Source organism: Sinorhizobium fredii NGR234 (assembly GCF_000018545.1).
Lineage (GTDB): Bacteria > Pseudomonadota > Alphaproteobacteria > Rhizobiales > Rhizobiaceae > Sinorhizobium > Sinorhizobium fredii_A.
On the sequence record NC_012587.1, the window covers coordinates 3,649,827 to 3,675,261 of the forward strand.

Annotated in this window: 25 protein-coding genes; 13 read left to right on the forward strand and 12 right to left on the reverse strand. The window is 63.6% G+C overall.

Going from position 1 to position 25,435, the window contains the following annotated elements; translation table 11 throughout:
* Positions 1 to 7: 7 nt before the first annotated feature.
* The 3 genes from NGR_RS28335 to NGR_RS28345 form a co-directional block, all read right to left on the reverse strand.
* Positions 8 to 379: a response regulator gene (locus tag NGR_RS28335; RefSeq protein ID WP_012709916.1), complete on the reverse strand. Its 372-nt coding sequence runs from the start codon at positions 377 to 379 to the stop codon at positions 8 to 10.
* Positions 380 to 470: 91 nt separating this feature from the next.
* A complete protein-coding gene (locus tag NGR_RS28340) occupies positions 471 to 3,224 on the reverse strand; it encodes an ATP-binding response regulator (RefSeq protein ID WP_012709917.1) in 2,754 nt (917 codons plus the stop codon).
* A complete protein-coding gene (locus NGR_RS28345) occupies positions 3,221 to 3,979 on the reverse strand; it encodes a Tll0287-like domain-containing protein (RefSeq protein ID WP_012709918.1) in 759 nt (252 codons plus the stop codon). Before NGR_RS28345 ends, NGR_RS28340 begins: the two co-directional genes overlap by 4 nt.
* A 211-nt stretch (positions 3,980 to 4,190) precedes the next feature.
* On the opposite strand from NGR_RS28345, the gene NGR_RS28350 reads away from it, so the two are divergent.
* Positions 4,191 to 4,523 (forward strand): hypothetical protein, encoded by a 333-nt coding sequence (locus NGR_RS28350; RefSeq protein ID WP_012709919.1) that lies wholly within the window; start codon positions 4,191 to 4,193, stop codon positions 4,521 to 4,523.
* A 112-nt stretch (positions 4,524 to 4,635) separates the two neighbouring features.
* On the opposite strand, the gene NGR_RS28355 is transcribed toward NGR_RS28350, so the two are convergent.
* Positions 4,636 to 4,977, reverse strand: a complete 342-nt coding sequence (locus NGR_RS28355) for a DUF4304 domain-containing protein (protein ID WP_348774931.1) — start codon at positions 4,975 to 4,977, stop codon at positions 4,636 to 4,638.
* Positions 4,974 to 5,141 (reverse strand): DUF4304 domain-containing protein, encoded by a 168-nt coding sequence (locus NGR_RS33280; RefSeq protein WP_348774932.1) that lies wholly within the window; start codon positions 5,139 to 5,141, stop codon positions 4,974 to 4,976. Before NGR_RS33280 ends, NGR_RS28355 begins: the two co-directional genes overlap by 4 nt.
* A gap of 478 nt (positions 5,142 to 5,619) precedes the next feature.
* On the opposite strand from NGR_RS33280, the gene NGR_RS28360 reads away from it, so the two are divergent.
* From NGR_RS28360 to deoA, 7 genes are all read left to right on the forward strand, one after another.
* Positions 5,620 to 7,863 carry a heavy metal translocating P-type ATPase gene (locus tag NGR_RS28360; protein WP_012709920.1) on the forward strand — a complete coding sequence of 748 codons (2,244 nt, stop codon included), beginning with the start codon at positions 5,620 to 5,622 and terminating at the stop codon, positions 7,861 to 7,863.
* 394 nt (positions 7,864 to 8,257) lie between these two features.
* Complete coding sequence (locus NGR_RS28365) at positions 8,258 to 9,793, forward strand: ABC transporter ATP-binding protein (RefSeq protein WP_012709921.1); 1,536 nt, start codon at positions 8,258 to 8,260, stop codon at positions 9,791 to 9,793.
* Positions 9,790 to 10,923, forward strand: coding sequence for an ABC transporter permease (locus tag NGR_RS28370; RefSeq protein ID WP_012709922.1), 1,134 nt, complete (start codon positions 9,790 to 9,792; stop codon positions 10,921 to 10,923). Before NGR_RS28365 ends, NGR_RS28370 begins: the two co-directional genes overlap by 4 nt.
* 4 nt (positions 10,924 to 10,927) lie before the next feature.
* Complete coding sequence (locus NGR_RS28375) at positions 10,928 to 11,899, forward strand: ABC transporter permease (protein ID WP_012709923.1); 972 nt, start codon at positions 10,928 to 10,930, stop codon at positions 11,897 to 11,899.
* 158 nt (positions 11,900 to 12,057) lie between these two features.
* The gene (locus tag NGR_RS28380; protein ID WP_012709924.1) at positions 12,058 to 12,477 is read left to right on the forward strand and encodes a cytidine deaminase; all 420 of its coding nucleotides are present in this window, start codon (positions 12,058 to 12,060) and stop codon (positions 12,475 to 12,477) included.
* Positions 12,474 to 13,271 (forward strand): purine-nucleoside phosphorylase, encoded by a 798-nt coding sequence (locus tag NGR_RS28385; RefSeq protein ID WP_012709925.1) that lies wholly within the window; start codon positions 12,474 to 12,476, stop codon positions 13,269 to 13,271. Before NGR_RS28380 ends, NGR_RS28385 begins: the two co-directional genes overlap by 4 nt.
* A gap of 1 nt (position 13,272) precedes the next feature.
* On the forward strand, positions 13,273 to 14,589 hold the full coding sequence (deoA, locus tag NGR_RS28390; protein ID WP_012709926.1) for a thymidine phosphorylase: 1,317 nt from the start codon (positions 13,273 to 13,275) through the stop codon (positions 14,587 to 14,589).
* Here deoA and NGR_RS28395 read toward each other — a convergent pair.
* Together NGR_RS28395 and upp are read right to left on the reverse strand one after the other, a co-directional pair.
* A complete protein-coding gene (locus NGR_RS28395) occupies positions 14,582 to 15,106 on the reverse strand; it encodes a retropepsin-like aspartic protease family protein (protein ID WP_012709927.1) in 525 nt (174 codons plus the stop codon). The genes deoA and NGR_RS28395 overlap by 8 nt on opposite strands.
* A gap of 123 nt (positions 15,107 to 15,229) precedes the next feature.
* On the reverse strand, positions 15,230 to 15,859 hold the full coding sequence (gene upp, locus NGR_RS28400; protein WP_012709928.1) for a uracil phosphoribosyltransferase: 630 nt from the start codon (positions 15,857 to 15,859) through the stop codon (positions 15,230 to 15,232).
* Positions 15,860 to 16,338: 479 nt separating this feature from the next.
* Here upp and NGR_RS28405 point away from each other — a divergent pair, with 479 nt between their 5' ends.
* On the forward strand, positions 16,339 to 17,589 hold the full coding sequence (locus NGR_RS28405; RefSeq protein WP_012707828.1) for an IS110 family transposase: 1,251 nt from the start codon (positions 16,339 to 16,341) through the stop codon (positions 17,587 to 17,589).
* 91 nt (positions 17,590 to 17,680) lie between these two features.
* Here the strand turns inward: NGR_RS28405 and NGR_RS28410 are convergent, their stop codons facing one another.
* From NGR_RS28410 to NGR_RS28430, 5 genes are all read right to left on the reverse strand, one after another.
* Positions 17,681 to 18,655, reverse strand: a complete 975-nt coding sequence (locus NGR_RS28410; protein ID WP_012709929.1) for an adenosine deaminase — start codon at positions 18,653 to 18,655, stop codon at positions 17,681 to 17,683.
* A complete protein-coding gene (locus tag NGR_RS28415) occupies positions 18,652 to 19,872 on the reverse strand; it encodes a phosphopentomutase (protein WP_012709930.1) in 1,221 nt (406 codons plus the stop codon). Before NGR_RS28415 ends, NGR_RS28410 begins: the two co-directional genes overlap by 4 nt.
* 220 nt (positions 19,873 to 20,092) lie before the next feature.
* Positions 20,093 to 20,659, reverse strand: coding sequence for a TadE/TadG family type IV pilus assembly protein (locus tag NGR_RS28420; protein ID WP_012709931.1), 567 nt, complete (start codon positions 20,657 to 20,659; stop codon positions 20,093 to 20,095).
* A 25-nt stretch (positions 20,660 to 20,684) separates the two neighbouring features.
* Complete coding sequence (locus NGR_RS28425) at positions 20,685 to 21,290, reverse strand: TadE/TadG family type IV pilus assembly protein (RefSeq protein WP_012709932.1); 606 nt, start codon at positions 21,288 to 21,290, stop codon at positions 20,685 to 20,687.
* A gap of 157 nt (positions 21,291 to 21,447) precedes the next feature.
* Positions 21,448 to 21,873: a pilus assembly protein N-terminal domain-containing protein gene (locus tag NGR_RS28430; protein WP_012709933.1), complete on the reverse strand. Its 426-nt coding sequence runs from the start codon at positions 21,871 to 21,873 to the stop codon at positions 21,448 to 21,450.
* A gap of 252 nt (positions 21,874 to 22,125) precedes the next feature.
* On the opposite strand from NGR_RS28430, the gene NGR_RS28435 reads away from it, so the two are divergent.
* From NGR_RS28435 to NGR_RS28450, 4 genes are all read left to right on the forward strand, one after another.
* Entirely contained in the window at positions 22,126 to 22,308 is a 183-nt protein-coding gene (locus tag NGR_RS28435; RefSeq protein ID WP_012709934.1) for a Flp family type IVb pilin, read from the forward strand.
* Positions 22,309 to 22,412: 104 nt separating this feature from the next.
* A complete protein-coding gene (locus tag NGR_RS28440) occupies positions 22,413 to 22,937 on the forward strand; it encodes an A24 family peptidase (RefSeq protein WP_012709935.1) in 525 nt (174 codons plus the stop codon).
* A 114-nt stretch (positions 22,938 to 23,051) separates the two neighbouring features.
* The gene (gene cpaB, locus NGR_RS28445; protein WP_012709936.1) at positions 23,052 to 23,867 is read left to right on the forward strand and encodes a Flp pilus assembly protein CpaB; all 816 of its coding nucleotides are present in this window, start codon (positions 23,052 to 23,054) and stop codon (positions 23,865 to 23,867) included.
* Between the two features lie 93 nt (positions 23,868 to 23,960).
* The gene (locus NGR_RS28450; protein ID WP_240545225.1) at positions 23,961 to 25,433 is read left to right on the forward strand and encodes a type II and III secretion system protein family protein; all 1,473 of its coding nucleotides are present in this window, start codon (positions 23,961 to 23,963) and stop codon (positions 25,431 to 25,433) included.
* The last annotated feature ends 2 nt before the right edge of the window (positions 25,434 to 25,435 follow it).

The window sequence follows — 25,435 nt, forward strand, 5'->3', positions numbered from 1 at the left end:
ACGCCACTCAATGAGGTGTGGTGAGCAACTGCTCGATCTTACGGACAAGCTGCGGCAGGTCGATCGGCTTGCTGTCATAGTCGTCGCAGCCGGCATCGAGCGCCATGTCCCGATCGCTCGCCATGGCGTGGGCCGTCAGCGCTATGACCGGAATCCCGCAGGTCACCGGATTGGCCTTGATCTGTCTGGTGGCTTCCCAGCCGTCCATCACCGGCAGGCTCATATCCATCAGGATCAGGTCGGGCCTTTCCGAAGCGGCGATCTCGACGCCGTCCTTGCCGTTCTCGGCAATCAGCACGTCGAAGCCGCGACGAGACAACCGCCGCGAAAGCATGTCGCGGTTCATTTCATTGTCTTCCACCAGAAGGATTCTCGTCATTTCGGTTCCTCCGGCCTGCTGCAGGTTTCCTCGAATTCGAAACCGATCCAGGAATCCTGCCACTCAAACTTCTGCAGCAATCCTGAGCCCGTCACCCGCCGGTCTGACCGGCCGTTTCACGCGATGCGATCTGACGTTCGAGAGCCTCGACAAGTTGCGACCGGCTGTTCGCTCCCTTGTTGACGACGGCGACCGCCCGTTCACGCAGCCAACGCAACTCGCTTGCCGAGAGGTCCTTCGAGGTGACCACCACGACCGGAATGTTCTGCAGCTCTGGGATACGCTGCATCTCGCTGAGGGTCTCGAAACCGTCCAGTTCCGGCATCAGAAGATCGAGCAGGACCAGGCGCGGCAGAAGCCGTTTCATCACTTCGAGACCGCGAATGCCGTCGCCTGCCTCGTGGACCTTCCAATCCCTTTTCACCAGAATGCGCCGCAGGAAGTCACGCGAAGCCTGATCGTCGTCGACGATCAGCACGTCGCGGTTTCCGCCGCCGCTAGCCTCGATCGTCCGGATCAGCTTGTCGGTGTCGATCGGCTTGGTCAGATATTCGACCGCTCCGAGCGAGAGCCCAAGTTCGCGATCCGCCAGGATCGTCGCCAGGATCACCGGGATGGTGCAGAGGTCGGGATCGCCCTTCAGCGTGCGCAGCACCGACCAGCCGTCCTGGTGCGGCATGATGATGTCGAGAATGATGGCGTCGGGCCGATACTCCCGGGCGACCGCTATACCTTCCGCTCCGCTTGCCGCCTGCATCGAGGCAAGGCCCGCTTCCGCGAGCGCCTTTGCAATCAGGTTGCGGGCGGCCGGGTCGTCGTCGATGATGAGCGCGGTGCGGCCCGGCTGGATAACCTGCGATGGCTCGGCCGCCGGGGGCACTTCGGCCTCCCGTCTGCAGAGCGCCGGCACTTCCATCGTGAAGACCGAGCCCTTTCCGGCTTCGCTTTCGACATTGACGATGCCGCCGATCATGCGGCTGAAACTGCGGGTGATGCTCAAGCCCAAACCCGTTCCGCCATAGTTTCGGGTGGTGGAAGCATCGGCTTGCGTGAAGGCGTTGAAAAGCCGGTCCAGCTGCTCCGGCGTCATCCCGATGCCGGTATCCGATACCTTGAAGACAAGCCAATCGCCGTCCGCCCGCCCCTCTCGCCGCGCCGAAAGCGTGACGCGGCCGCCGGTGGTGAACTTCGCAGCGTTGCTGAGCAGGTTGAAGAGATTCTGGCGCAGCTTGGTCTGGTCGGAGTGCATCTCTCCGAGGTCGCCGTCGAACTCCTGCACGAAGGCGTTGCGGTTCTTCGCCATCAGCGGGGCGACTGTCGCGCTGACGTCGCCGAGCAACTGGGCGACGCCGAAGCTTTCGAGGAAGACCTCCATCTTGTTCGCCTCGATCTTCGACAGGTCGAGGATGTCGTTGATGAGCGCCAGCAGATGCCGGCCGGCAGAGGCGATTTTCTCGAGGTCCGGAACCAGCTCGTTCTCGCCGTGATCGTGCGCCTCTTCTATCAGCATTTCGCTGTAGCCGATGATCGCATTCAGCGGCGTGCGCAATTCGTGGCTCATCGAGGCGAGAAAGCGGCTCTTGGCCTCGCTTGCCGCTTCGGCATTGCTCTTCGCCCGCTCCAGCTCGGCCTGCCTCTGCTTGAGCTCGGTGATGTCGGTATAAACCGCCACAGTCCCGCCGTCCGGGATCTTGCGCTTGGTGATGCGCACCCACTTGTCGTCGAACCGCCTCTCGTCGGCGAGGCCGGCCGGATCGCGGTGGAGGCGCAGACGGTCTTCGATCCATTCTTCCGGCGCCTTGCCTTCGAGGTCCACTTTTCCTTTTGCGAGGTTCTGTTCCAGGATTTCGCGGAAGCTCTTGCCGCGAAGCTCGTTCGGTTTGTGGCTCGGGAAAATTTCGCAATATCGGCTGTTGGCGACCAGGATCTTGTCATCCGGATCGTAGAGAACGAACCCGTCGGAGATCGCCTCGAGGGCCGCGGCGATCGTCCGCCTTTGCCGCTCCGCCTCGTCTTCGAGCTTCTTCTTTTCGATCGCGTTCTGCTGGAAGAGCGAAAGCGTTTTCGCCATCGCTCCGAAGTCGTCGCCGCCCTCCTGAGGGATCTCCACGTCGTATCGGCCTTCCGTCAGATCTCCGATCACCCGATTGAGGCGCCGGAGCGGGCCGACGATCGAGCGCAGGACCAGGAGCGTCAGAAGCGAGCCGACGAGGACGACGCCGCCGACCAGGATGGCGGCGGTCGTCGCCGTCTTCTGCGCCTGTGCCACGACCTCGTTGCGGGCCGCCTCGGCATCGGCCTTTACCTGCTCGACAAGCCTGTTGAGATTCTGATCGACGTGGCCGCTGTGGGTGCGTGCCTCCGCCAGCAAGGTGTTGCCGAGGATGCGGTTGTCCGCAGTGTAGCTTTCGGTCGCCTGCAGCGCCGTTGCGACATAGGCGTCGATTTCCGTGCGGATTTCCCTGACGGCGTCCGGAGAATGCTTGGCAAGGCGTTCCAGCTGGATCTGCAGGCGTTCGCGGGCCTGTTCGGCGTTGCGCTGCGAATTCATCAGCAGGCTGACGGAGAGATCGGTCAGCCAGTATCTGAGATCGCCGAAGGCGACATGCGCCGCCGCCGCCGATGCAGCGCGGTCGAACAATTCCTGGGTGTCGGCCATGCGCTCGGCGCTGCGGTGGAGTGCCTGGGTGAGAAACACCGATGACAGGATCAGGCTGATCAGCCCGGCCGCCGTCAGCGTTGCGACGCGGGCGGAGATCGGCAGATTGGCAAGCCGGCCGGCGAGCTTCCTGGCCGGCGTCGGGACAGCCTCGACTGGCCGCAACCGCTCTCCCAGCGCGCTCATTGGAACAAGACGATGCTGATCGCACCGCCCAGGTCGCCCGCCTTGCCGCCCTCCTTCGGGTAGCCGGTGACGTCGATTTCACCCTTCGGGGCACCGTGACAGACGAGGCAGGAATCGGTGTAATACTCCGGCAGCAGCATGCGAAAGGCGGGGCGGCCGTTCACCTCGGTCACTTCCGTGTAGCTGTCCTCCTTCGGCCTTTGCGGGTCCGGGAAGACCTCCTCGATGACCTTCGCCTCCCAGGCGTCGGGAAGCGACTTGCGGTTACGCACCAGGACCTCCGGCGCCGTGACGCGGACCAGCGCCTCGTTTCCCACCTTGGCGGCGAATTTCTCGTTCATCAGGCGCGCAAAGACGGCTGGAACGAAGCCTTTGAAGGCGATGCCGGGCCGGTTTATGTCGTCCTGATGTTCGTCGATCACCTCGCGCATGGCGTCGACCTGAGCCTGGAGCAGCTTGCGGTCGCGTTCAGCCAGGCCGTCGGAGATCAATTGACTGCCGGTGCGCTTGCCGTAGAGGGCGATGGCCTCGGCCGTGAAACGCTCGCCATCGAGATGCTTGTCCGCCACGGCCGGATCGTTGATGAGCGTCTGATAATTCGAAAGCACGCTTCTGGCCGCCCTGAGCAATTCGGCGAGCCGCGTCCCGGTCGCGACATCGGCGGCCTCTTCGGCCGCCACTGGAGAGGCGAGAAGCATGCAACCCGATAAAACGGCCAAAATGTATTTTCGCGCGAAGAGTGTGAGAGCTTCCATATTGCTTTCCCTCCGCAAGGAAGCGCCAAGCCGAAAACATAGCACAGGAAGCACTTTGGAAGGAGTCATCTATGGAACACGGGCAGGCCCGGGCTGATCGCGAAAAGCATCCATTTTTGGTGCGCTGCGACCGGTAGGCCGGAAAGGCATTGTCGTTTCGGCCTCCAAGGCTAGTGTGCGCAGGCTCAATTTCGGGCAGGGGACTTACTTCATGAAGCATTCTGTTTTGGTTGCCGTCACCGTGGCGGCGATCGCGTTCGCATCGTCGGCTCAGGCCGAGGATCTGGTCTTCACGTTGAAGAATGACACAAGCGCGACGCTCGTCCGTTTCCATACGTCGCCGGTCGGGGTCGAGGAATGGGAGGACGACGTGTTCGGCAGCCAGGTTTTGGAGCCGGGCGAATCAATCGAACTTACGATCGCCGACGGCCGGGACGTCTGCGAGTACGACATGCGTTTCGAATTCGATGAGAACTCGAATCTCGAGACGACGGAAGACAAGCAGGATCTCTGCAAGCTGGGATCCTACACAATTCACGAATGATAGCGTCGCGAGCCAACGATCCCGCTGCTATTCGGCAGCGGGATCGCCGTTGCAACTTGTCGCCAATCAAGAACAACGTTCATCCGACCGCGCCTGTTGTCCCGACGATCGATCAGACGCCCGTGTTGAACGGCCAGTGAGCGGTGATCCGTCGCCACAGACGGTCGAATGCTCTCGAGACCGTAACATGCGCTTGCATTGCCGATGTGGCCCAAAGCAATAGCCGCGGAAAATCGCCTGACCTTTGGGAAAGGTAGGGCAGCGCGTGAGCTTCTATATCTGCGCGGGCTTCTGCCACGGCGCGCTCTACGCTCGCCGGGTCCTTCGGAAGATAGCGGTACCAATGATCCTGCCGCTCCGGGCGCAGGAAGCCGATGCGCTGGCGGGCCCGGCATTCAGTCTCGGCAACCCAGGCCTTTGTCGACCTTGTATCGGGGGTCACGCCGATATTCACCGTGAAGCGGGAATCGAACTCCGGTTGGTCGTCGACCGTTGCACGGAGATGACCTGGACGACGCCGTCCGTACGCCGGTTCCACGTCTGGCCGTGTCTCAGAAATCCGACCGAACCGAGGTACGGAGCCAATTGCCGGGCGATCATTCGTTCGAAAGCATTCATTCGTGCAAATCGCCTTTGGGCGCAATTTCCCGCGCCACGACCCTCTTATCCGATCCGCGCGATGGAGTCAGGATGTCCAGCACCAGAAATGCCCTGACCGTTCCCGGTCAGGGCGATTCTTGATCTCGAGTTATGAAAAAGAGCGATGGCACGGCAATGCGGCCGCAAACGTCAACCAGATCATCAACGTCATAGGTTGTGCCAGAGCAGAAATGAAAATACATGGTTGCATTGGTTTTGCAACTAGAAATTAGGGGTTTGGAAGCGTCGCGCGGGTGCCTCGTTCTGATCGAGGGTCGCTTTCGTCGAATCTCCAGTCAAGCTGCCGCTCGGCAGCGGCTGCTTGCCGGGGGCAAGCGACCGCGACCGCCGCGCCGAAGCTAGGTCCGCTAGCGACTTCGTCGCGCCGTGGCTTTTTTGCTTGTAGCTCTAGTCGCTAGAGGTTGTAGCCTGCTCTCGAAGCTGGAAGGAGCAACGCATGACAGGTCCGGTTCGGGAAAGCAGGTATCGCGTCGAAGGCATGGATTGCGCGTCCTGCGCGGCGAAGATCGACACCGCCGTCAGGCGGGTCGTCGGCGTCGAAGGCGTCAGCGTGTCGGTGAGCGCGGCCACAATGACCGTGCGGCATGCCGGAAACGACGATGTCGGTCCGGCAATCAGGCGCAAGGTTGCGGGGCTCGGCTACGGGCTTTCGCCCTTGGCCGGCGACGCGTCACCAAGTATGCCTCCGGGCGATCACGCTTGCTGCGGCCATGCGCATGGCGCGACGGGTGGTGACCATCACCGACACGATGTGCCGTCCGCACGTCTCGAAGTCCCCCCGATCATTGGCGTCGCGAATCGTGAGCGGCGCATGGAGCGTTGGTGGCAAACGAGAAAGGGCCGGCTGACGATTGCCTGCGGCATCGCGCTTGCCGGTGCCTACGGCATCGGTAAGCTCTTACCCGCGACCGAGCCCTGGATCTTCACCCTTGCCATGCTTGTCGGCCTGCTGCCGATCGCCAGGCGTGCGGTCATGGCCGCCCTCAACGGCACGCCGTTTTCCATCGAGATGCTGATGACCATCGCAGCCGCCGGCGCGGTTTTCATCGGCGCCGCCGAGGAGGCGGCGATGGTCGTGTTTCTCTGCCTGATCGGTGAGCTGCTGGAGGGGATCGCCGCCGGCAAGGCCCGTGCGAGCATCGAGGCGCTCACCGCACTTGTGCCGAAAACCGCGCTCATGGAGGCCGATGGCCGTATGACCGAGGTTCCGGCGGAAAGCCTGCCGGTCGGCGCCACAATTCTGGTTCGCCCCGGCGACCGGCTCGCCGCCGACGGCGTGATCCTCACCGGCGAGAGCGGCATCGACGAGGCGCCGGTGACCGGCGAGAGCGCGCCCGTTAAGAAAGGTCCCGGCGACAACGCCTTTGCCGGCACGGTCAACGGCGACGGGGCCCTACGGCTGCGTGTCACCGCGGCTGCCGCCGATAACACCATCGCCCGGGTCATCAGGCTGGTCGAGGAGGCGCAGGAGACGAAGGCGCCGACGGAGCGGTTCATCGACCGGTTCTCGCGCGGCTATACGCCGGCCGTCGCCCTCGTCGCGGCACTCGTTGCGACCGTACCGCCGCTTTTCCTCGGCGGTCCGTGGCAGGAGTGGATCTACAAGGGGCTCGCGCTTCTGTTGATCGGCTGCCCCTGCGCCCTCGTCATTTCCACACCGGCGGCGATCGCCGCGAGCCTTTCTGCCGGTGCCCGCCGTGGCCTGCTTATCAAGGGCGGCGCCGTGCTCGAAACTGTCGGCAAGGTCACCGCCGTCGCCTTCGACAAGACCGGCACGCTGACCGAAGGTAAGCCGAAAGTGACGGATATTCTCGGGTTCGGCTGGACCGAGGCGGACGTTCTCCGCCATGCGGCCGTCCTCGAACAGGGCTCCAGCCATCCGCTGGCGCAGGCGATCCTGTCCCGCGCCGAGGCCGGTGGAATTGCCTTGCCGGCCGTTTCGGAGATCAAGGCCCTCGGCGGCAAGGGCATCAGCGGCAGGGTGGCGGGCGCAGACCTCTTTCTCGGCTCGCCGCAAGAGGCTGGCCGCCGGGCGCCTTTGACGGCCGATGAGCAGGCTCAGGTGGCGGCATTGCACGATAAAGGCAAGACCGTTTCGGTGTTGATCGCCGATGGTCGTGCCGCCGGCGCGCTCGCGATGCGCGACGAGCCGCGCGCCGATGCCGTAACCGGTGTGAAGGCGCTGGCCGACAGCGGCCTCCGCGTCCTCATGCTCACCGGCGACAACCGGCGCACTGCCGAAGCCATTGCCGGGCGGCTCGGGATCGAGGCGCGCGCCGAACTCCTGCCGGAAGACAAGCAGCGCATCGTCGGCGAATTGAAGGGCGAAGGATATGTGGTCGCCAAGGTCGGCGACGGCATCAACGACGCGCCGGCACTGGCGGCGGCCGATGTCGGCATCGCGGTCGGCGGCGGCACCGATGTGGCGCTGGAGACGGCCGACGCCGCCAGTCTTCACGGGCGTGTCTCGGATATCGCCGCGATGGTGAGGCTGTCGCGGCGGACGATGCGCAATATCCACCAGAACATCGCGATCGCGCTCGGCCTCAAGGCGGTCTTTCTGGTGACCACGATCGCCGGTGTGACCGGCCTCTGGCCGGCGATCCTCGCCGACACCGGCGCCACCGTCCTGGTGACGATCAACGCGCTGAGGCTGCTGCGGGCGCCTGCGAAGGCATAGGTGGCGCAACCCCTCCCCAACCCCTCCCCACAAGGGCGAGGGACTTGTAGCGCGCCTCGATCAATCCGCCAATTCGATCCGTCGCAGCACACGCAAAGGCTGAGATAGGGACGGAAATGGCGCAGCACCGTAAGCCCCTCCCCTTTGTGGGGAGGGGCTGGGGAGGGGCCTTGCTCTTCGCGGCGCGCGCTCCCGGCAACGTCGGCTTGGTCCCTCATACGCCTGTGTATATTCACGCTGGACTCTCAGCGGCGATCCGATGAGAGTATAAGGAGATCGCGATTTGAGGCTTTCGCGCCGGAAAATCGGTGATAAACTTATACCAAATGGTAAAAATTTGCCGGCACGGTCCTGGGGCGGGTCGAAGCGGGCAAAAAGGGGATCGCAGGCCAATATGGATAATATTGCCATCGAATTGCGCGGGATCGACAAGAGCTTCGGTCCGGTCCACGCCAACAAGGACATCAATCTTAGGGTTCGCAAGGGCACCATCCACGGCATCATCGGCGAAAATGGCGCTGGCAAATCGACGCTGATGTCGATCCTCTACGGCTTCTACCAGGCCGACAGCGGCGAGATTTTCGTCGACGGCAAGTCCGTCTCCATTCGCGATCCGAACACCGCGATCTCCGTCGGCATCGGCATGGTCCACCAGCATTTCATGCTGGTCGAGAATTTCACCGTGCTCGAGAACGTCATGCTCGGCGCCGAGGACAGCCAGATCCTCAACAAGGGCATCGCCAAGGCGCGCCAGGAACTGAAGCGGCTCGAAAAGGAATATGCCCTCGAGGTCAATCCGGATGCGCTGATCGAGGAACTGCCGGTCGGTCTCCAGCAGCGGGTGGAAATCCTGAAGGCCCTCTATCGCCGCGCCGACATCCTGATCCTCGACGAGCCGACCGGCGTGCTGACGCCGGCCGAGGCCGACCATCTCTTCCGCATTCTCGGCCAGCTCAAGGCGCAGGGAAAGACGATCATCCTGATCACCCACAAGCTGCGCGAGATCATGGCGATCACCGACGAGGTCTCGGTGATGCGCCGCGGCGAGATGGTCGCGACCCGCACGACGCGCGAGACCTCGGTCGAGGAACTGGCCGAACTGATGGTCGGCCGCCGCGTGCTGCTGCGTGTCGAGAAGGGCGAGGCGAGCCCCGGCGATGTGAAGCTCGCGGTGCAAGGCCTCACGGTCAAGGACAGCCGCGGCGTGACCATGGTCGACGACGTCTCCTTCGAGGTCAAGGCCGGCGAGATCGTCGGCATCGCCGGTGTCGCCGGCAACGGCCAGTCGGAACTGCTCGAGGCGATCGCCGGCATCCGCAAGGCGACCGCCGGAACCGTGCTTTTGAACGGCAAGTCCGTCGATGTGACGGGCCACAGGGATCCTGCCGAACTCCGGGCCCGCGGCTTGGCGCATGTCCCGGAAGACAGGCATCACGTCGGTCTCGTCCTCAAATTCGAGGAGAGCGAGAATGCCATTCTCGGATACCACAACGACCCGCGCTATCTGAAAGGCGTCTTCCTCGACATCGACGCGATCCGCAGGGATGCCGAGGAGAAGATCGCCAAATACGACATCCGCCCGCCGAATGCGCGCCTGAAGACCGCCAATTTCTCCGGCGGCAACCAGCAAAAAATCGTCCTGGCCCGCGAGATGGAGCGCAGTCCGGACGTGCTGATCATCGGCCAGCCGACCCGCGGCGTCGACGTCGGCGCGATCGAGTTCATCCACAAGCGGATCATCGAGATGCGCGACCAGGGCAAGGCCGTGCTGCTCGTCTCCGTCGAGCTCGACGAGATCCGCTCGCTCTCCGACCGCATCCTCGTGATGTTCGCCGGCCGCGTCGTCGGCGAGCGCAGCCCGGAGGCGACCGAGGGCGAACTCGGTCTCCTGATGGCCGGCGTCGAAGGCCGCAAGGAGGCCGCAGAATGAGCACACCCTACGCGAAGCTCCCGGGCTGGGTCGAATATGGCCTGATCCCGCTGATCAACCTTGCCGTCGCCTTCGTCGTCGCCGGTCTCGTCGTGCTGCTCGTCGGCGAAAATCCGTTCGAGGCGGCTTACCACCTGATCAACGGCGCCTTCGGCCGCGGCGAATATATCGGCTTCACGCTCTATTACGCGACGACCTTCATCTTCACCGGCCTTGCCGTCGCCGTCGCCTTCCATGCCGGGCTCTTCAATATCGGCGGCGAGGGCCAGGCCTATGTCGGCGGCATCGGCGTGGCGCTCGCCTGCCTGTGGCTCGACCAGGTGATGCCCTGGTACGTGGTCTTCCCGCTCGCCATCCTCGGCTCGGCCTTCTTCGGCGCGCTCTGGGCCTTCCTGCCCGGCTGGCTGCAGGCCAAGCGCGGCAGCCACATCGTCATCACCACCATCATGTTCAACTTCATCGCCTCGAGCCTGATGGTCTATCTGTTGACGCGCGTCCTGAAACCGCTCGGATCGATGGCGCCGCAGACGCGGACCTTCGCCGAGGGCGGCCAATTGCCGAAGCTCGACTGGCTCTTGTCGATCTTCGGCCTCAATGTCGGCACCGCCCCCTTCAACATCTCCTTCCTGCTGGCGCTCGCCGCCGCCTTCGGCGTCTGGGTGCTGATCTGGCGCACCAAGCTCGGCTACGAGATGCGCACCATGGGCCATAGTCCCTCGGCGGCGCGCTATGCCGGCATCCGCGAAAGCCGCATCACCGTCATCACCATGATGATCTCCGGCGGTCTTGCCGGGATGATGGCGCTGAATCCGATCATGGGCGAGCAGTTCCGCATGCAGCTCGATTTCGTCCAGGGCGCCGGCTTCGTCGGCATCGCGGTCGCGCTGATGGGCCGCTCGCATCCGGGCGGCATCATCCCCGCGGCGATCCTCTTCGGCGTCCTCTACCAGGGCGGCGCCGAGATCGCCTTCGAGATGCCGTCGATCTCGCGCGACATGATCGTCATCATCCAGGGCCTCGTCATCCTGTTTGCCGGCGCACTCGAAAACATGTTCCGCCCGGCGATCACCCGCGCTTTCGCCATGCGCGGCCAGCGCGCCGCCGCCGTCGTCCAGACCAAGGGAGCCTGACGCCATGGATTTCTTCCACGTCCTCGTGGTGCTCCTCGAATCGACGATCCGCGTCTCCGTGCCGCTGGTCTTTGCGGCGCTTGCCGGCCTTTTCACCGAGCGGGCCGGCGTTTTCGACATCGGGCTTGAGGGCAAGATGCTCGGCGCCGCCTTCGCCGCCGGTGCCGTCGCCGCCGTCACCCAGTCGGTCTGGGTGGGGCTGCTCGCCGCTGTCCTCATCTCCATCCTTCTGTCCCTCGTCCACGGCTATGCCTCGATCACCCAGCGCGGCAACCAGATCGTCTCGGGCGTGGCGATCAACTTCATCGTCGCCGGCTCGACGGTGATTCTCGGTGAAGCCTGGTTCCGCCAGGGCGGCCGCACGCCGGCGCTCGGCGAAGGCGCCAGGTTCCAGACGATCCACCTTCCCGGCGCCGACGCGATCCGGGAAATCCCTCTCCTTGGGCCGATCTATGCGGACCTGCTCTCGGGGCATTTCCTGCTCACCTATCTCGCCTTTGCCATGGTGCCGGCGACCTGGTGGATCCTCTACCGCACCCGGTTCGGGCTGCGGCTGCGGGCGGTCGGCGAAAACCCCGGTGCGGTCGACACGGCCGGCATCTCGGTGATCTGGCTGAGATACCGCGCGGTGATCTGCTGCGGCATTCTCTGTGGTTTTGCCGGCGCCTACCTGTCTCTCGCCATGACCGCCGGCTTCGTCAAAGGCATGACGGCGGGCAAGGGCTATATCGCGCTCGCGGCGCTGATCTTCGCCAAATGGCGGCCGAAGAACGTCATGTTCGCCTGCCTGCTCTTCGGTTTCCTCGATGCGCTCGCCATCCGTCTGCAGGGCACGCCCTTGCCGCTCATCGGCCAGGTGCCGGTACAATTGATGCAGGCGCTGCCCTATATCCTCACCGTCATCCTGCTCGCCGGCTTCATCGGCAAGGCGATCCCGCCGAAGGCCGGCGGCGTACCCTATGTGAAGGAGCGTTAATGCATGTCGCCCAAAAGTGCGCAGCGGTTTTGGGACAGCGACATGCATGAATCAAGGATGCATGTCGCCCAAAAGTGCGCAGCGGTTTTGGGACAGCGACATGCATGAATCAAGGATGCCTGTCGCCCAAAAGTGCGCAGCGGTTTTGGGATAACGATATGCACAATTATAAGGACAGACTTATGCCGAAGGACGAGCTCTTCGTCGCGGCGCGTGAAGCCATGGCAAAGGCGCATGCGCCCTATTCGAAGTTTCCGGTGGGGGCGGCGATCCGCGCCGAGGACGGCAAGATCTATACCGGTGCCAATATCGAGAACCTGTCCTTTCCGGAGGGCTGGTGCGCCGAGACCACGGCGATCAGCCACATGGTGATGGCCGGGCAGCGCAAGATCATGGAGGTGGCCGTCATCGCCGAGAAGCTGGCGCTGTGCCCGCCCTGCGGCGGTTGCCGGCAGCGGCTGGCGGAATTTTCCGGCGCCAGCACCCGCATCTATCTCTGCGACGAGACCGGCATCAAGAAAAGCCTGGCGCTCTCCGACCTGCTGCCGCACAGCTTCGAGACCGAGATCCTCGGATGAGCGGCGCGGCTGAATTCCTGCGGGGGAAGCTCGGCGGACTATCGCCGCGCCACGGCATCGTCCTCGGTTCGGGTCTCGGCGCGCTTGTCGAGGCGGTGAGCGAGCCGGTCCGCATTTCCTATGCGGACATACCGGGCTTCCCGGTCAGCAGCGTTTCCGGCCATGCCGGCGAGCTCGTCCTCGGCCGGCTCGGCAATGTTCCCGTCGTCATGCTTTCCGGCCGGGTCCATTATTATGAGCGCGGCGATGCCAATGCGATGCGCTTGCCGATCGAGACGTTGAAGCGGATCGGCGTCGAAAACCTGATCCTCACCAATTCGGCCGGATCGCTCAGGGAAGACATGCCGCCCGGCTCGGTGATGCGGATCGCCGATCACATCGCCTTTTCCGGCTCCAATCCGCTGATCGGCGTCGAAAGCGACGACCGTTTCGTCGGCATGACCAATGCCTATGACGCGGCGCTCGCCGTCGGCATGGAGGAGGCAGCCGAGCGGCTCGGCATTCCATTGGCGCGTGGCGTCTATATGTGGTTCTCCGGCCCGAGCTTCGAAACGCCGGCGGAAATCCGCATGGCCCGCATCCTCGGCGCGGATGCGGTCGGCATGTCCACCGTGCCCGAGGTGATCCTTGCCCGGTTCTTCGGTCTGAAGGTCGCGGCCGCCTCGGTCATCACCAATTTCGGCGCCGGCATGACCGGAGGGGAACTCAGCCATCAAGAGACGAAGGAGATGGCGCCCTTCGGCGGCCAGCGCCTGGCTTCGATCCTCAAGGAAATGATCGCGAGCGAAGGCTGACATGGCCCTGCTTCCCCAGGAAGTGATCCGGAAGAAGCGGGACGGCGGTCGGCTCGACCGAGCGGAGATAGCCGACTTCGTCAGCGGTCTCGCCGACGGCTCGATCTCGGAAGGGCAGGTCGCCGCCTTCGCCATGGCCACCTGGTTCTCCGGCATGAACCGCGACGAATGCGTGGCGCTGACGCTGGCGATGCGCGATTCCGGCGACATCCTCGACTGGAGCGAGTTCGGCCGCCCCATCGTCGACAAGCATTCGACCGGCGGCGTCGGCGACAATGTCTCGCTGATGCTGGCGCCGATCGTGGCCGCCTGCGGCCCCAACGTGCCGATGATCTCCGGGCGAGGCCTCGGTCACACCGGCGGCACGCTCGACAAGCTCGAATCGATCCCGGGCTACAACATCCAGCCGTCGCCCGAACTGTTTCGCCAGATCGTCGATGAGGTCGGCTGCGCCATCATCGGCCAGACCGCCAATCTCGCACCGGCCGACAAGCGCCTCTACGCGATCCGCGACGTGACCGCGACGGTCGATTCGGTGCCGCTGATCACCGCGTCGATCCTGTCGAAAAAACTCGCCGCCGGGCTTCAGTCGCTGGTGCTGGACGTCAAGCTCGGCAATGGGTCCTTCATGACCGATGCGCGAGCGACCAAGACCCTGGCGCGCTCGCTCGTCGACGTCGCAAATGGGGCAGGGGTGAACACCTTGGCGCTGATCACCGACATGAACGAGCCGCTCGCGGACGCGGTCGGAAATGCGCTGGAAGTCGAGAACTGCCTTGCCTATCTGCGCGGCGAAAAGTCGGGAACCCGCCTCGACCAGGTGGTGATGGCTTTCGCGGCGGAAATGCTCGTCGCGGCGAGGATGGCGGCGCACCCGGCTGCAGGCGAAGCCATGGCTCGTCAAGCTCTGGAGAGTGGCGACGCGATGGAACGCTTCGCCCTTATGGTGCATCGGCTCGGGGGACCCGCCGATTTCGTCGATCGATCCGAAGCCTACCTCGAAAAGGCACCGGCCGTCGTCATCGTGCCTGCCAACCGCGACGGCTATCTCGCCGCATGCGAGACGCGTGAGCTGGGGATGGCCGTCATTGCGCTCGGCGGCGGGCGGACGCGACCGGACGACCGGATCGATCATCGGGTGGGACTTGCCGGCCTCAAACCGCTGGGGACAAAGGTCGAGAGGGGCGAACCGATCGCCTTTGTGCATGCCGCCGACCGGCAGCAGGCCGAAGCGGTGAGAGACAGGATTGCCGGGTTCTATGCGATTGCCGACGAGCGGCCCGCCTCGCGCCCCGTGATCGTTTCGAGAATTACCTGACGAGCTGCAGCGCGCCGTCTTCGACCCGATAGGACGAGAGGCGGCTCAGGAAGGACATGCCGACGAGCATGCCCGAAAGTGCCTTGTCCGGGAGGACCATGGCCTCGACGTTCCGGAGCGAAATGCCGCCGATCTCGACCCGGTCGAGGCTGACATGGGCGGCCTCGACGATGCCGTTGGCGGTCTGCGCCCGCGCATCGAAGGAGAGGCTGCCGACCGCGATGCCGAACCGCCGGGCGGCAGAGGCGTTGATGGCGATGGTGCTCGCACCGGTGTCGACCAGCCCCCTTTCCGACCGTCCGTTGATCCGGAACGTGCCGGTGAAATGGCCGGAGCGATCGGCCTCGAGCACGACGGCCTTGCCCGCCGCGTAGCTGGCGGTTGCCGGCGTGGGGTTCGTGGTGGCCTGCTGCGACGAGGTGGTGTCGCGGCGATCGAGATAATTGGAGACGAGGTCCGGCACGACGAGGGCAATGGCGGCAAGTCCGCCGGCAAAGGCAATGAAACGGGTCAACATTCTTGGCTCCGGGGATCGGCTGGCGCGTTCGCCGATCTCACCGGAACATTGCTAATACCGCGCAAAAAAGCCGCCGGAAAACCGGCGGCGCCTCGTTTGCTTCGTCAACTGGTTAAGGAAGATCTACTTGGTGCCGTACATGCGGTCGCCCGCGTCGCCGAGACCGGGCACGATATAGCCCTTTTCGTTCAGGTGGCTGTCGATCGAAGCCGTGAAGATCGGCACGTCCGGATGCACGCCGTGGAAGTTGCGGATGCCTTCCGGTGCGGCAAGCAGGCAGAGGAAGCGGATGTTCTTGGCGCCCCGTTCCTTCAGCTTGTCGATCGCGGCGATCGAGGAATTGCCGGTCGCAAGCATCGGATCGACGACGATGACCAGCCGTTCGTTGAGGCTGTCAGGCGCCTTGAAATAGTATTCGACCGGCTGCAGCGTCTCGTGGTCGCGGTAGACGCCGATATGCGAGACGCGGGCCGAGGGGACGAGTTCGAGCATGCCCTCGAGCAGACCGTTGCCGGCGCGCAGGATCGAGGCGAAGACAAGCTTCTTGCCCTCGAGAATGGGAGCGTCGATCTCCTGCAGCGGCGTTTCGATCCGCTCCATGGTGAGTTCCAGGTCGCGCGTCACCTCGTAGCAGAGCAGCGTCGAGATCTCCCGCAGCAGCCGGCGAAACCCTGCGGTCGACGTCTCCTTCTTGCGCATGATGGTCAGCTTGTGCTGCACCAGCGGATGATCGATCACTGTCACGCCGTCCATGGCTTCACCTTCCCCGAGAATTTGGCATACCCGCCCTCTTTTCCATGGAAAGAGCGGCAGCCGCAAGAGTGTTGGTCGAACTTGCTATTTGGAGTTGCCCCTCATCCGCCTGCCGGCACCTTCTCCCCGCAGGCGGGGAGAAGGGAAATGCCGCGCCGTCGCAGTCCCCTGTACCTTTTTCCGGCGGTTCTTGGGTTGCACGCCGTCGTCGCGTGTCGTGCGAAGTGAAGCGTAGCGGAATGAAGCATGACCCGCGACGACGGCCGAAATTGGCGTAGCCTTCCTGAACCGAGCCGATTCGTCGGGAGCAACCAATTGTCCCCTGTGGCCCGACCACCTGGAGAGGACGCGTGCCCCGTCGGATTGGCCGTGATCGATGCCCCGTGGGGAGTCCGCGCCGGAGCTGTATCCGTTTCCGAGCGCCAGTACAGGGATCGGCGAAGATCGCGGTGGCTCGCAGGCTTGGACGAGGAGAAGGGATGACCGATCAGAAACAATTCTATGCCGGCGTCGACTGGGCGTCGGAGAGCCATCATGTGTTCCTCACGGATGGTGATGGCCGGAAAATCGGCGAAAGGGTCTTCAGGCACGGCGGCGAAGGGCTCGCCGAGCTGGCGGCCTGGCTGACGGCAACCAGCGGTGCAACCGAGGCCGGGCAAATCCAGGTCGCGATCGAGGTGCCGCACGGGCCCGTGGTCGAGACGCTGATCGAGCGCGGCTGCCAGGTGCATGCCATCAACCCGAAACAAATGGATCGCTTTCGCGACCGGTTCACCCTGGCCGGCGCCAAGGACGACAGCCGCGATGCCGAAGTGATGGCCTCGGCCTTGCGCACCGATCGCCGGTGCTTCCGGCTGCTCGCCGCCGCCGATCCTGTCGTCATCGAATTGCGCGAATGGTCGCGCATGGCCGAGGACCTCGGCGCCGAGCGCAACCGGTTGACCAACCGCATGCGCGAGCAGCTCTGGCGCTACTTTCCTGCGCTGCTCGAGCTCGAAAACGACCTCGGGGCCGAGTGGCTGCTCGATCTCTGGGAAGCCGTGCCGACGCCGGCCAAAGCCGCGCGGATCCGCGCGGCGACGATCGCCAAGCTTCTCAAACGCAACCGCATCCGCCGCGTCGACGCCACCCATGTGCTCGCCGTGCTGCGCACGCCGCCCGTCAAGGTCGCCGCCGGGACGACCGAAGCCGCCAGCGCCCACATTGCCACGCTCATTGCCCGCATTCGCCTCGTGAACCGGCAGCTCAAGCAAGCGCATCAGCGGCTCGATACCCTGACTGCCCGCCTTGTCCCGACCGAGGAGACCGAGCCGGGGCAGAGGAAGCAGCATGACGTGGAGATCCTCGCATCCTTGCCGGGAGTGGGAAGGATCGTCCTCGCCACGCTGCTCGCAGAAGCCTTCGATGCCCTGCAGCGACGTGACCACGCCGCCTTGCGCAGTTTGACAGGAGTCGCGCCCGTTACCAAGCGGTCCGGCAAGAGCTGCATCGTCATCAGAAGACAGGCCTGCCACGACCGGCTCGCCAACGCCATGTACCATTGGGCACGCGTCGCCATTCAGCACGACTCTCGGAGCCGTTTGAAGTACGCCGCCCTTCGAAGCCGAGGTCACAGCCACGGTCGTGCCCTGCGATCCGTCGCCGACCGCCTCCTCAACGTCGCATGCGCAATGCTGAAAACCGGCACCACCTTCAATCCTTCCTTGGCCGAGCAGAAACTCTCTTGCTAAACGGTGGGGAGTCCTCTCCCCGCTTGCGGGGAGGGGGCTAGTCCTCGGGTTAAACCCGAGGAGAGGGGCAATCGCTCACTTGGCCACCCCTCTAAACGTGCAGCGCCGCCAGCAGCCGCTCTCTCGTCGGCTCATCCACAAAAGCCGCCTCGATCGCGGTTTTCGTCATCCGGTCGATGTCGCTGTCCGAAAAGCCCATGACATGCGCGGCGACCTCGTATTCTTGCGCGAGCGAGGTGTGGAAGAAGGGCGGATCGTCGGAGTTGAGCGTGACGCGGACGCCGGCCTCGTAAAGCGGCCGGAGCGGGTGCGAGGCGAAATCCGCAAACACCTGCAGCGAAACGTTGGAGCCCGGGCAGACCTCGAGCACCACGCCCTCCTCGGCAAGACGCTTGACCAGATCCGCGTCCTCGATCGCCCGCACGCCATGGCTGATGCGCGCGGGGCGCACATGGTCGAGCGCGTCGCGGACGCTGAAGGCGCCGGAAAGCTCGCCGGCATGAATGGTCAGGCCGAGACCGGCGTCGCGGACGATGTCGAAGGCGCGGGCGAACTCGGCGACACTGTGCATGCGCTCCTCGCCCGCCAGGTTGAAGCCGGTGACCAGCGGGTGGCGGCGCATGGCCGCATATTCGGCGGTCTTGGCGACCGATTCCGGCCCCAGATGGCGGATGCCGGTGATCAGCATGCGCGACTCGATCCCGGTCTTCGCCTTGGCCGCCTCCATGCCGGCAGCGAGCCCTTCCAGATAGGCGTCGGCACCGAGACCGATCGTGTTGCCGTGGTCCGGCGAGACGATGATCTCGCTGTAGATCGTTCCCGCTTCGGCGAGCTCGGTCAGGTAGGTTTCGGCCAGCAGCGCATAGTCGCCCTGGGTGCGGAACAGCGAGGCGACGCTGTCGTAGCATCTCACGAAGCTGGTGAAATCCTCCCAGACATAGGCCTTGTCGCGGATGATGGCGCTCGTGTCGACGCTGTATTTGCGGGCCTGCCGCAGCGCCAGTTCCGGCGGCGTGGCGCCTTCGATGTGGCAATGCAGCTCGGCTTTCTTCAGATGCGCTGTCAAAGAAGGCTTCTCCCATGTGGACCCGGCGCGATGCCGAGATGTCGGGCGGCTGTCTCGCCGATATGGGCAAAACTGTTGGCTATGCCGAAGGACCGGCTCCGGAGCGACGGACCGAACATCAAGACCGGCACGCGCTCGCGCGTATGGTCGGTGCCGCGCCAGGTGGGGTCGCAGCCGTGGTCGGCGGTGAGGATGACCATGTCGCCGGGCCGGAGCCGCCGGTCGAGATCGGGCAGACGCGCGTCGAAGGCCTCGAGCGCCGCCGCATAGCCCGGCACGTCGCGGCGGTGGCCGTAGAGCATGTCGAAATCGACGAAATTGGTGAAGACGAGATCACCCTCCTCCGCCTCCTCGACCACCGTAAGGCTCGCGTCGAAGAGCTCCATGTTGCCGTTCGCCTTGGTAAGCCTCGTCACGCCCCGGTGCGCGAAGATGTCGCCGATCTTGCCGATCGCGTGCACCGTCCGTCCGGCCGCCTCGAGCCGGTCGAGGATCGTCGGCTCCGGCGGCAGGACGGAAAAGTCGCGGCGGTGGCCGGTGCGAGTGAAATTGCCCGGATTGTCGCCGACGAACGGCCGGGCGATGACGCGGCCGATATTGTAGTCGTCGACGAGCCGGCGGACGACCTGGCAGAGTTCCAGCAGCCGCTCGAGCCCGAAGGTCCGCTCGTGCGCGGCGATCTGGAAGACTGAATCGGAGGAGGTGTAGCAGATCGGCTTGCCGCTCCGCATGTGCTCCTCGCCGTGGCGGGCGATGATGTCGGTGCCGGAGGCATGGCAATTGCCGAGAATGCCGGGCACCTCGCCTTCGCGGCAGATCGCCTCGACGAGTTGCGGCGGAAAGGCATCCCCTTCGGCCGGAAAATAACCCCAGTCGAACCGCACCGGCGTGCCGGCGATCTCCCAATGGCCGGACGGCGTGTCCTTGCCGCGCGAAACCTCGCTGGCCGCACCATAGACCCCGTAGACGCGCTCCGGCAGCGGCATGCCGGCCGGAAGCCGCCCGGTTGCGAGCTTTGCCGCATGGACAAGCCCGAGCGCCGACATGTTGGGGAGTTGCAGCGGCCCTTCGCGCAAACCGGCGCGGTCGCCGGCGCCGGATGCGCAGAATTCGGCGATGTGGCCGAGCGTGTCGGCGCCGAGATCGCCGAATGCCTCGGCGTCGGGCGCACCGCCGATGCCGAAGGAATCGAGGACGAAGAGAAAGACACGCGCCATTGAACACCCGCCGAACCGGAGCGCTGGCGCGTCCGGTCGCTATTGAACAGTGCGGGAGCGATCCCGCGCAATCCCGCAGGAATAGCGCGGCGCCAAATTCAATGCAATTGAGCGGATCCTGAGCGCGTCGCATTCAATGTATTCACGCGACCCGCTTTGGATTCGTTTCTTATGCCTGTCGTCATCCCAAAACCGCTGCGCACCTTTGGGCGACAGGCATTCAGCAGCCCGTGCAATCGATCTTGGTGCCGGAGCGCTGGCGATAATAGGCGGTCTTGGAGAGGTCGATCGCGTTGACGCTGCTCGAAAGCTCCGGCGAAAGAAGCAGCAGTTCGTGCGGCACGACGAGTTCGGTGCGCACGACGAAGGCGTTGACCGCCTCGAGGTCGGAGGGCACCGTGGTCGTGGAATTGGCCGGGTAAGGCGTCCCGCCGTCCTGGTCGCGCGACCACAGCACCGTGCCGGTCGTGGTGCCGGTGACCTGGATGCCGGTGATCTTCAGCGTGTAGTCCGTGCCGGCGTAAGGGGCCAGGATACTTTCCGCGACGTTGTTCATGCTATCCAGGAAGGCCGTATCGACGCTCGCCTCCTGGCTGACGAGGTCGGCGACGGCGCTCGAGGCACGGGCGACCTTGCGCACCACGTTCAGTCCGACGGAAAGCTCGAAAGCGCCGATATAGGCCATGATCAGGATCGGCGCCACGATGGCGAATTCCACGCCGCCGACGCCGCGACGGTCCGTTGATAGGCGCCACAAGGGTCCGAACACACCCCGGACAAGGTTCATTCCATGCGAGCGCCCCATGGTATCCTCAATAGTCTTCGTTGCGGAACGTCGCGGTCGCGACCATCAGATAGTCGTTTGGCATACTGCTGCCGGCCGACCGGAGATTGGTGACATAGGGGCGCACGAGATCGGTGATCACCTGCCACCGGTAATAGGCGCGCACCATGGTGAACTCCTTGCCCGCCCCCGGCGCGAACTGGAAGCCGCTCGTGTCGAGATCGGAGGTGTCGCTCGCGTCGACCCGGGGCACCGCCGCCGGAAACTGCGACGGATCCGCGACCTGGCGGACATCGAGATAGAGCTTTGCCGGCTCGTCGACCTCGGTGGCGGAGCAGGTCAGCAGGATGGCGATCTCGTCGCAGAAGGCCTGGCGGAACTCAGCCTCACTCATATCCTTGGTGATTTCGCCGGTGCGAATCTTGCGCGCCATCGTGTCGGTCGCATTGGCGAGCAGCTGTTCGCCGGCGAAGGCGACGAAGGTCTCGATCGAGGCGAAGACGACGATAAAGAAGGGCAAAGCGAGGATGGCGAACTCGATCGCCGTCGCGCCCCTCCTGTCTCCGAGCAGGCTGCGAAAGAGCTGCAGCGATGCGCGCCGGCTTGCCGTGGATGTCTTCGCACTTTTTTCCATTGCGCCGTTCCGTCATGTCACGTCGTGAGCGGGATGCGGAAAATGCAAGCGATTTCGCCTGCGTCCCGTTTTTTTTGCAATTGGCGCTAGAATAAGCAGAGACTGTTGAAGATTCGTTTTCCAGGACCCGAAGAATTTTAGTGGTCTTGGAAAGTTCTCAATTGCCGCTCGACGTCGTGGCCTTGCGTTCGGCGTGACGTTCGCAATTCGGCGAGCAGGAGAAGACGGTGCGCGTCGTCTGCTTGTAGACGCGCAGGGTGTTGCCCTCGTCGATCGAGACCAGGATGCGCTCGTCGACGATGGCATTGCCGTCCTGGTCGAGGATGACGAGGTTCGTCGTGCCGAAATTGCGGCCGGTCAGGACGATCGTCTTCGAATCGGCGACCGTCGCGTCCGCGACGTCCGAATTGCCGATGATGACCTTGCTCACCGGCCGGTCGAGTTTCAGCACGCGCGCGTGATCCATATAGACGCGCATCATCTGCTCCGCCGCGTCAGTCTTCTCGGCAGCGAAAAATCCGAAAAGTGTAGCTGCAAGAAAGGCAAGCGTGGCGACCGGCTTGGTCGCGAGGGGCGTGGTCATGGCGCGTCCTGATGGCGAATGGCTGCTCGCATTCTGCAGCGTTTTGGTGAATGAAAAGTTACATCAGTATTCCGAAATTAACCCGATCCCTTTCCGGAACATTCACCCAATAAACAGGGGTGGCGTTTTTACTTCACGCTAACCGGTTTCCTTAAGCCGATGGCAATCCGCCCCCGATAATTTCAGGGTATCCGATCAACGGCAAACAGTTGGCGGACGTGCTGAACAACAACGTGAAGTAGGAGAACCTCCATGAAGACCATTTTCGCCCGCCTGATGAAGGACGAATCCGGTGCGACGGCAATCGAATACGGCCTGATCGCAGCCCTGATCTCCGTTGCGCTGATCACCGGCGCGACGGCGCTCGGCGACTCCCTCGATAGCATGTTTAACGCCCTCAGCGGCCAGATGACGACCGCCGAAACCAACATGTAATCGCGTTCGCGCCCAGCAACGAACGCCGAGAGCCGTTTCCCTCGAAACGGCTCTCTTTATTGACCGGTAAGTTGCCTTTATCTCGTGCAGCTTAGGAGAACGACGTGACAATTGCTTGCATACTGGTCATTCTTCCGTTCTGTCTCGCGCTGGCAGCGTTCTCGGACCTTTTCACGATGACGATCCCGAATCGCATTTCGGCGATTTTGTTGGCCGCCTTCATCGTTGTTGCGCCTCTTGCTGGCTTCGGTATGGGAGAGATCAGCCTGCATATCGCCGCGGCTGCCGTGGTCTTTGTCGTGTGCTTCTGCCTTTTTGCGGCGAGCGTCATGGGCGGCGGCGACGCCAAGCTCCTGACTGCCAGTGCCGTCTGGTTCGGCCTCGATGCGTCGCTCGTCGACTTCCTGGTGTATGTCTCCATTTTCGGTGGGCTGCTAACGCTCGCTGTACTTCTCTTGCGCAGGCAGGAGAACGCGATTCTGGCGAGCGGCATTCCGGTGCCGCAACTGCTGCTGACGGCGAAGAAGATTCCCTACGGTATCGCGATCGCGATGGGCGGCTTTGCCGCATATCCCTCCTCACCCTTGATGGAAGCCGCCTTTCGCGCAACTTTCGTGACTACGGCATAGTTGCGAAAACGCCGATTACTTCTCGTTAACCGCGTTCATAAGCGATCCGTTAACTATAATTACACCAATTCCTGATCAATCTGTCCCCGGGGTATTTCAGGGGCTTAGTAGATCATGAAACCGGTGCGCATCATCATTCTGGCGGTAGCCGTGGGTTCCGCGGCAATGGCCGGGCTATTGGCGATGAAGCTCACCCGTTCTCCGGCGCAACGCATGGCGGAACCGCTCGTCGAGCAGGCGCCGAGCATCAATGTGCTTGTCGCCAGCAAAAGCCTGCCGGTGGGCTCCCGGCTCGGCGCCGATTCGATCCACTGGCTGGCCTGGCCGAAGGACGGCGTCGCTGAGGGCATGATCACCGAGGAGAATCGTCCGGCCGCGATCGACGACCTCGCCGGTGCGGTCGTCCGCCTGCCGCTCTTTGACGGAGAGCCCGTCCGCCAGGAAAAGATCGCCGACCCGTCCAATCGCATCATGTCGTCGCTGCTGCCGGCCGGCAAGCGGGCCGTTGCCACGGAAATCACCGTCGCGACCGGTGCCGGCGGCTTCATCCTGCCCAACGACCGCGTCGACGTCATCATGGTCCGCAAGTCCGACGGCGACGTGTACTTGACCGAAACCGTGCTCAGCAATGTCCGTGTCCTGGCGATCGACCAGCAGGTCGAGGAGAAGGATGACGGCTCGAAATCCGTAATCGGCACCACGGCGACCCTCGAACTCACGCCCGACCAATCGAAAGTGATGACGGTCGCCCAGCAGATGGCCGAGCGCATCTCGCTGGCGCTGCGCAGCGTCGCCGATGCTCAGGAAGCCGATACGGAAGCGGCCGACTACCTTTTGAGCGGCGACGGCCAGCCGAGCATTCAGGTCATCAAATCCGGTTCCATCGTCAAGAATGATGGCACCACCACGACAACGCAGAACCAGCAGTAAGATCGGACGGGGCGCAACGTGAAGCGGAGCGGAAACACATTTCGGACCTGTCTCGCAGCCGGTCTTTCATTCTCGCTGACATTTTCCGGCCTGATGCTGCCGGCGGTTCCGACCGCGCAAGCCGCCGCCTCCTCGGTGGTCCGCATCGTCGAAAGCGGTCCGGGCGTGAAGCGAAAAGTCAATCTCGGTCTCAACAAGGCCGTGGTCGTCGATCTCCCGACCGATGCCCATGATATTCTCGTTGCCGATCCGGTGCTTGCCGATGCAGTCACGCGCACGTCGCGCCGCATCTACCTGTTCGGCAAGACCGTCGGCCAGACCAACATCTTCGTGTTCGGCCCGAATGGCGAGGAGATCGTCAGTCTCGAAGTTGCCGTCGAGCGCGATGTCGCCGGCCTTGAGGCCAACCTGCGTCGTTTCATTCCGGAGGCGGACATCAATGTCGAAATCATCTCCGACAACGTGGTTCTGACCGGCACCGTTCGCACGCCGCTCGATTCGACCAAGGCGGTCGACCTCGCCCGGGCCTTCCTGCAGGGCGGCGAGGCGACGACCCGCAACATCACAGCCCAGGGCACCAACGGCGATGCCGATATTTTCGCGGAAGAACGACAAACCTCGCAGATCGTCAATCTGCTGACCGTCGAGGGCGAGGATCAGGTGACCTTGAAGGTCACCGTCGCTGAGGTCAGTCGCCAGGTTCTGAAGCAACTTGGCTTCAACGGCCGCATAAGTGACGGCGAAAGTGGATTGAGCTTCCGCAATCCGGCCAATCTCGGCGACGCAATCGGCGTCGGCGCCAATGCACTCATAAAAGGCTCGATCGGCCCGACTACGATTTCGAGCTACATCAATGCGATGGAGCAGGCGGGAGTCATGCGGACGCTGGCCGAACCGAGCCTGACGGCCATTTCGGGCCAAGAGGCGAAGTTCTACGTCGGCGGTGAATTCCGCCTCGCGGGGGTGCAGGAGATCACAACGGAAGAGGATGAGGCTACCGGAGAGTCCGTCCCAGTAGTTGAGCGGGAAGTTGAGGATGCCGAATATGGTATTCGCCTGAACTTCAAGCCTGTCGTCCTTGGTGCCGGCCGCATCAGTCTGGCAATCGAGACAGAAGTTTCGGAGCCGACCTATGAGGGTTCGGTTGTAACGGGAAACAGTTTTAGAGATATTCCCGGTAACACCTTCCTCGGCATCCGTCGCCGCGAAGCCTCGACCAGCGTCGAACTTCCCTCCGGCGGCTCGATCGTCATCGCCGGCCTCGTGCAGGACAATATCCGCCAGGCGATGTCCGGCCTGCCCGGTGCTTCAAAGATCCCGATCCTCGGCACGCTGTTCCGCAGCAAGGATTTCCAGCGCAATGAATCGGAACTCGTGATCATCGCGACGCCCTATCTGGTGCGGCCGGTCGCCCGCAGCGCGCTGTCGCGACCCGACGACAACTTCAATCCGGCCAACGATCTCGAAAGCTTCTTCGTCGGCCGCGTCAATCGGATCTACGGGCGTCCCGAGGCAGCACCCCCCGTCGGCCGCTATCACGGCAATGTCGGCTTCATCTACAAATAGGT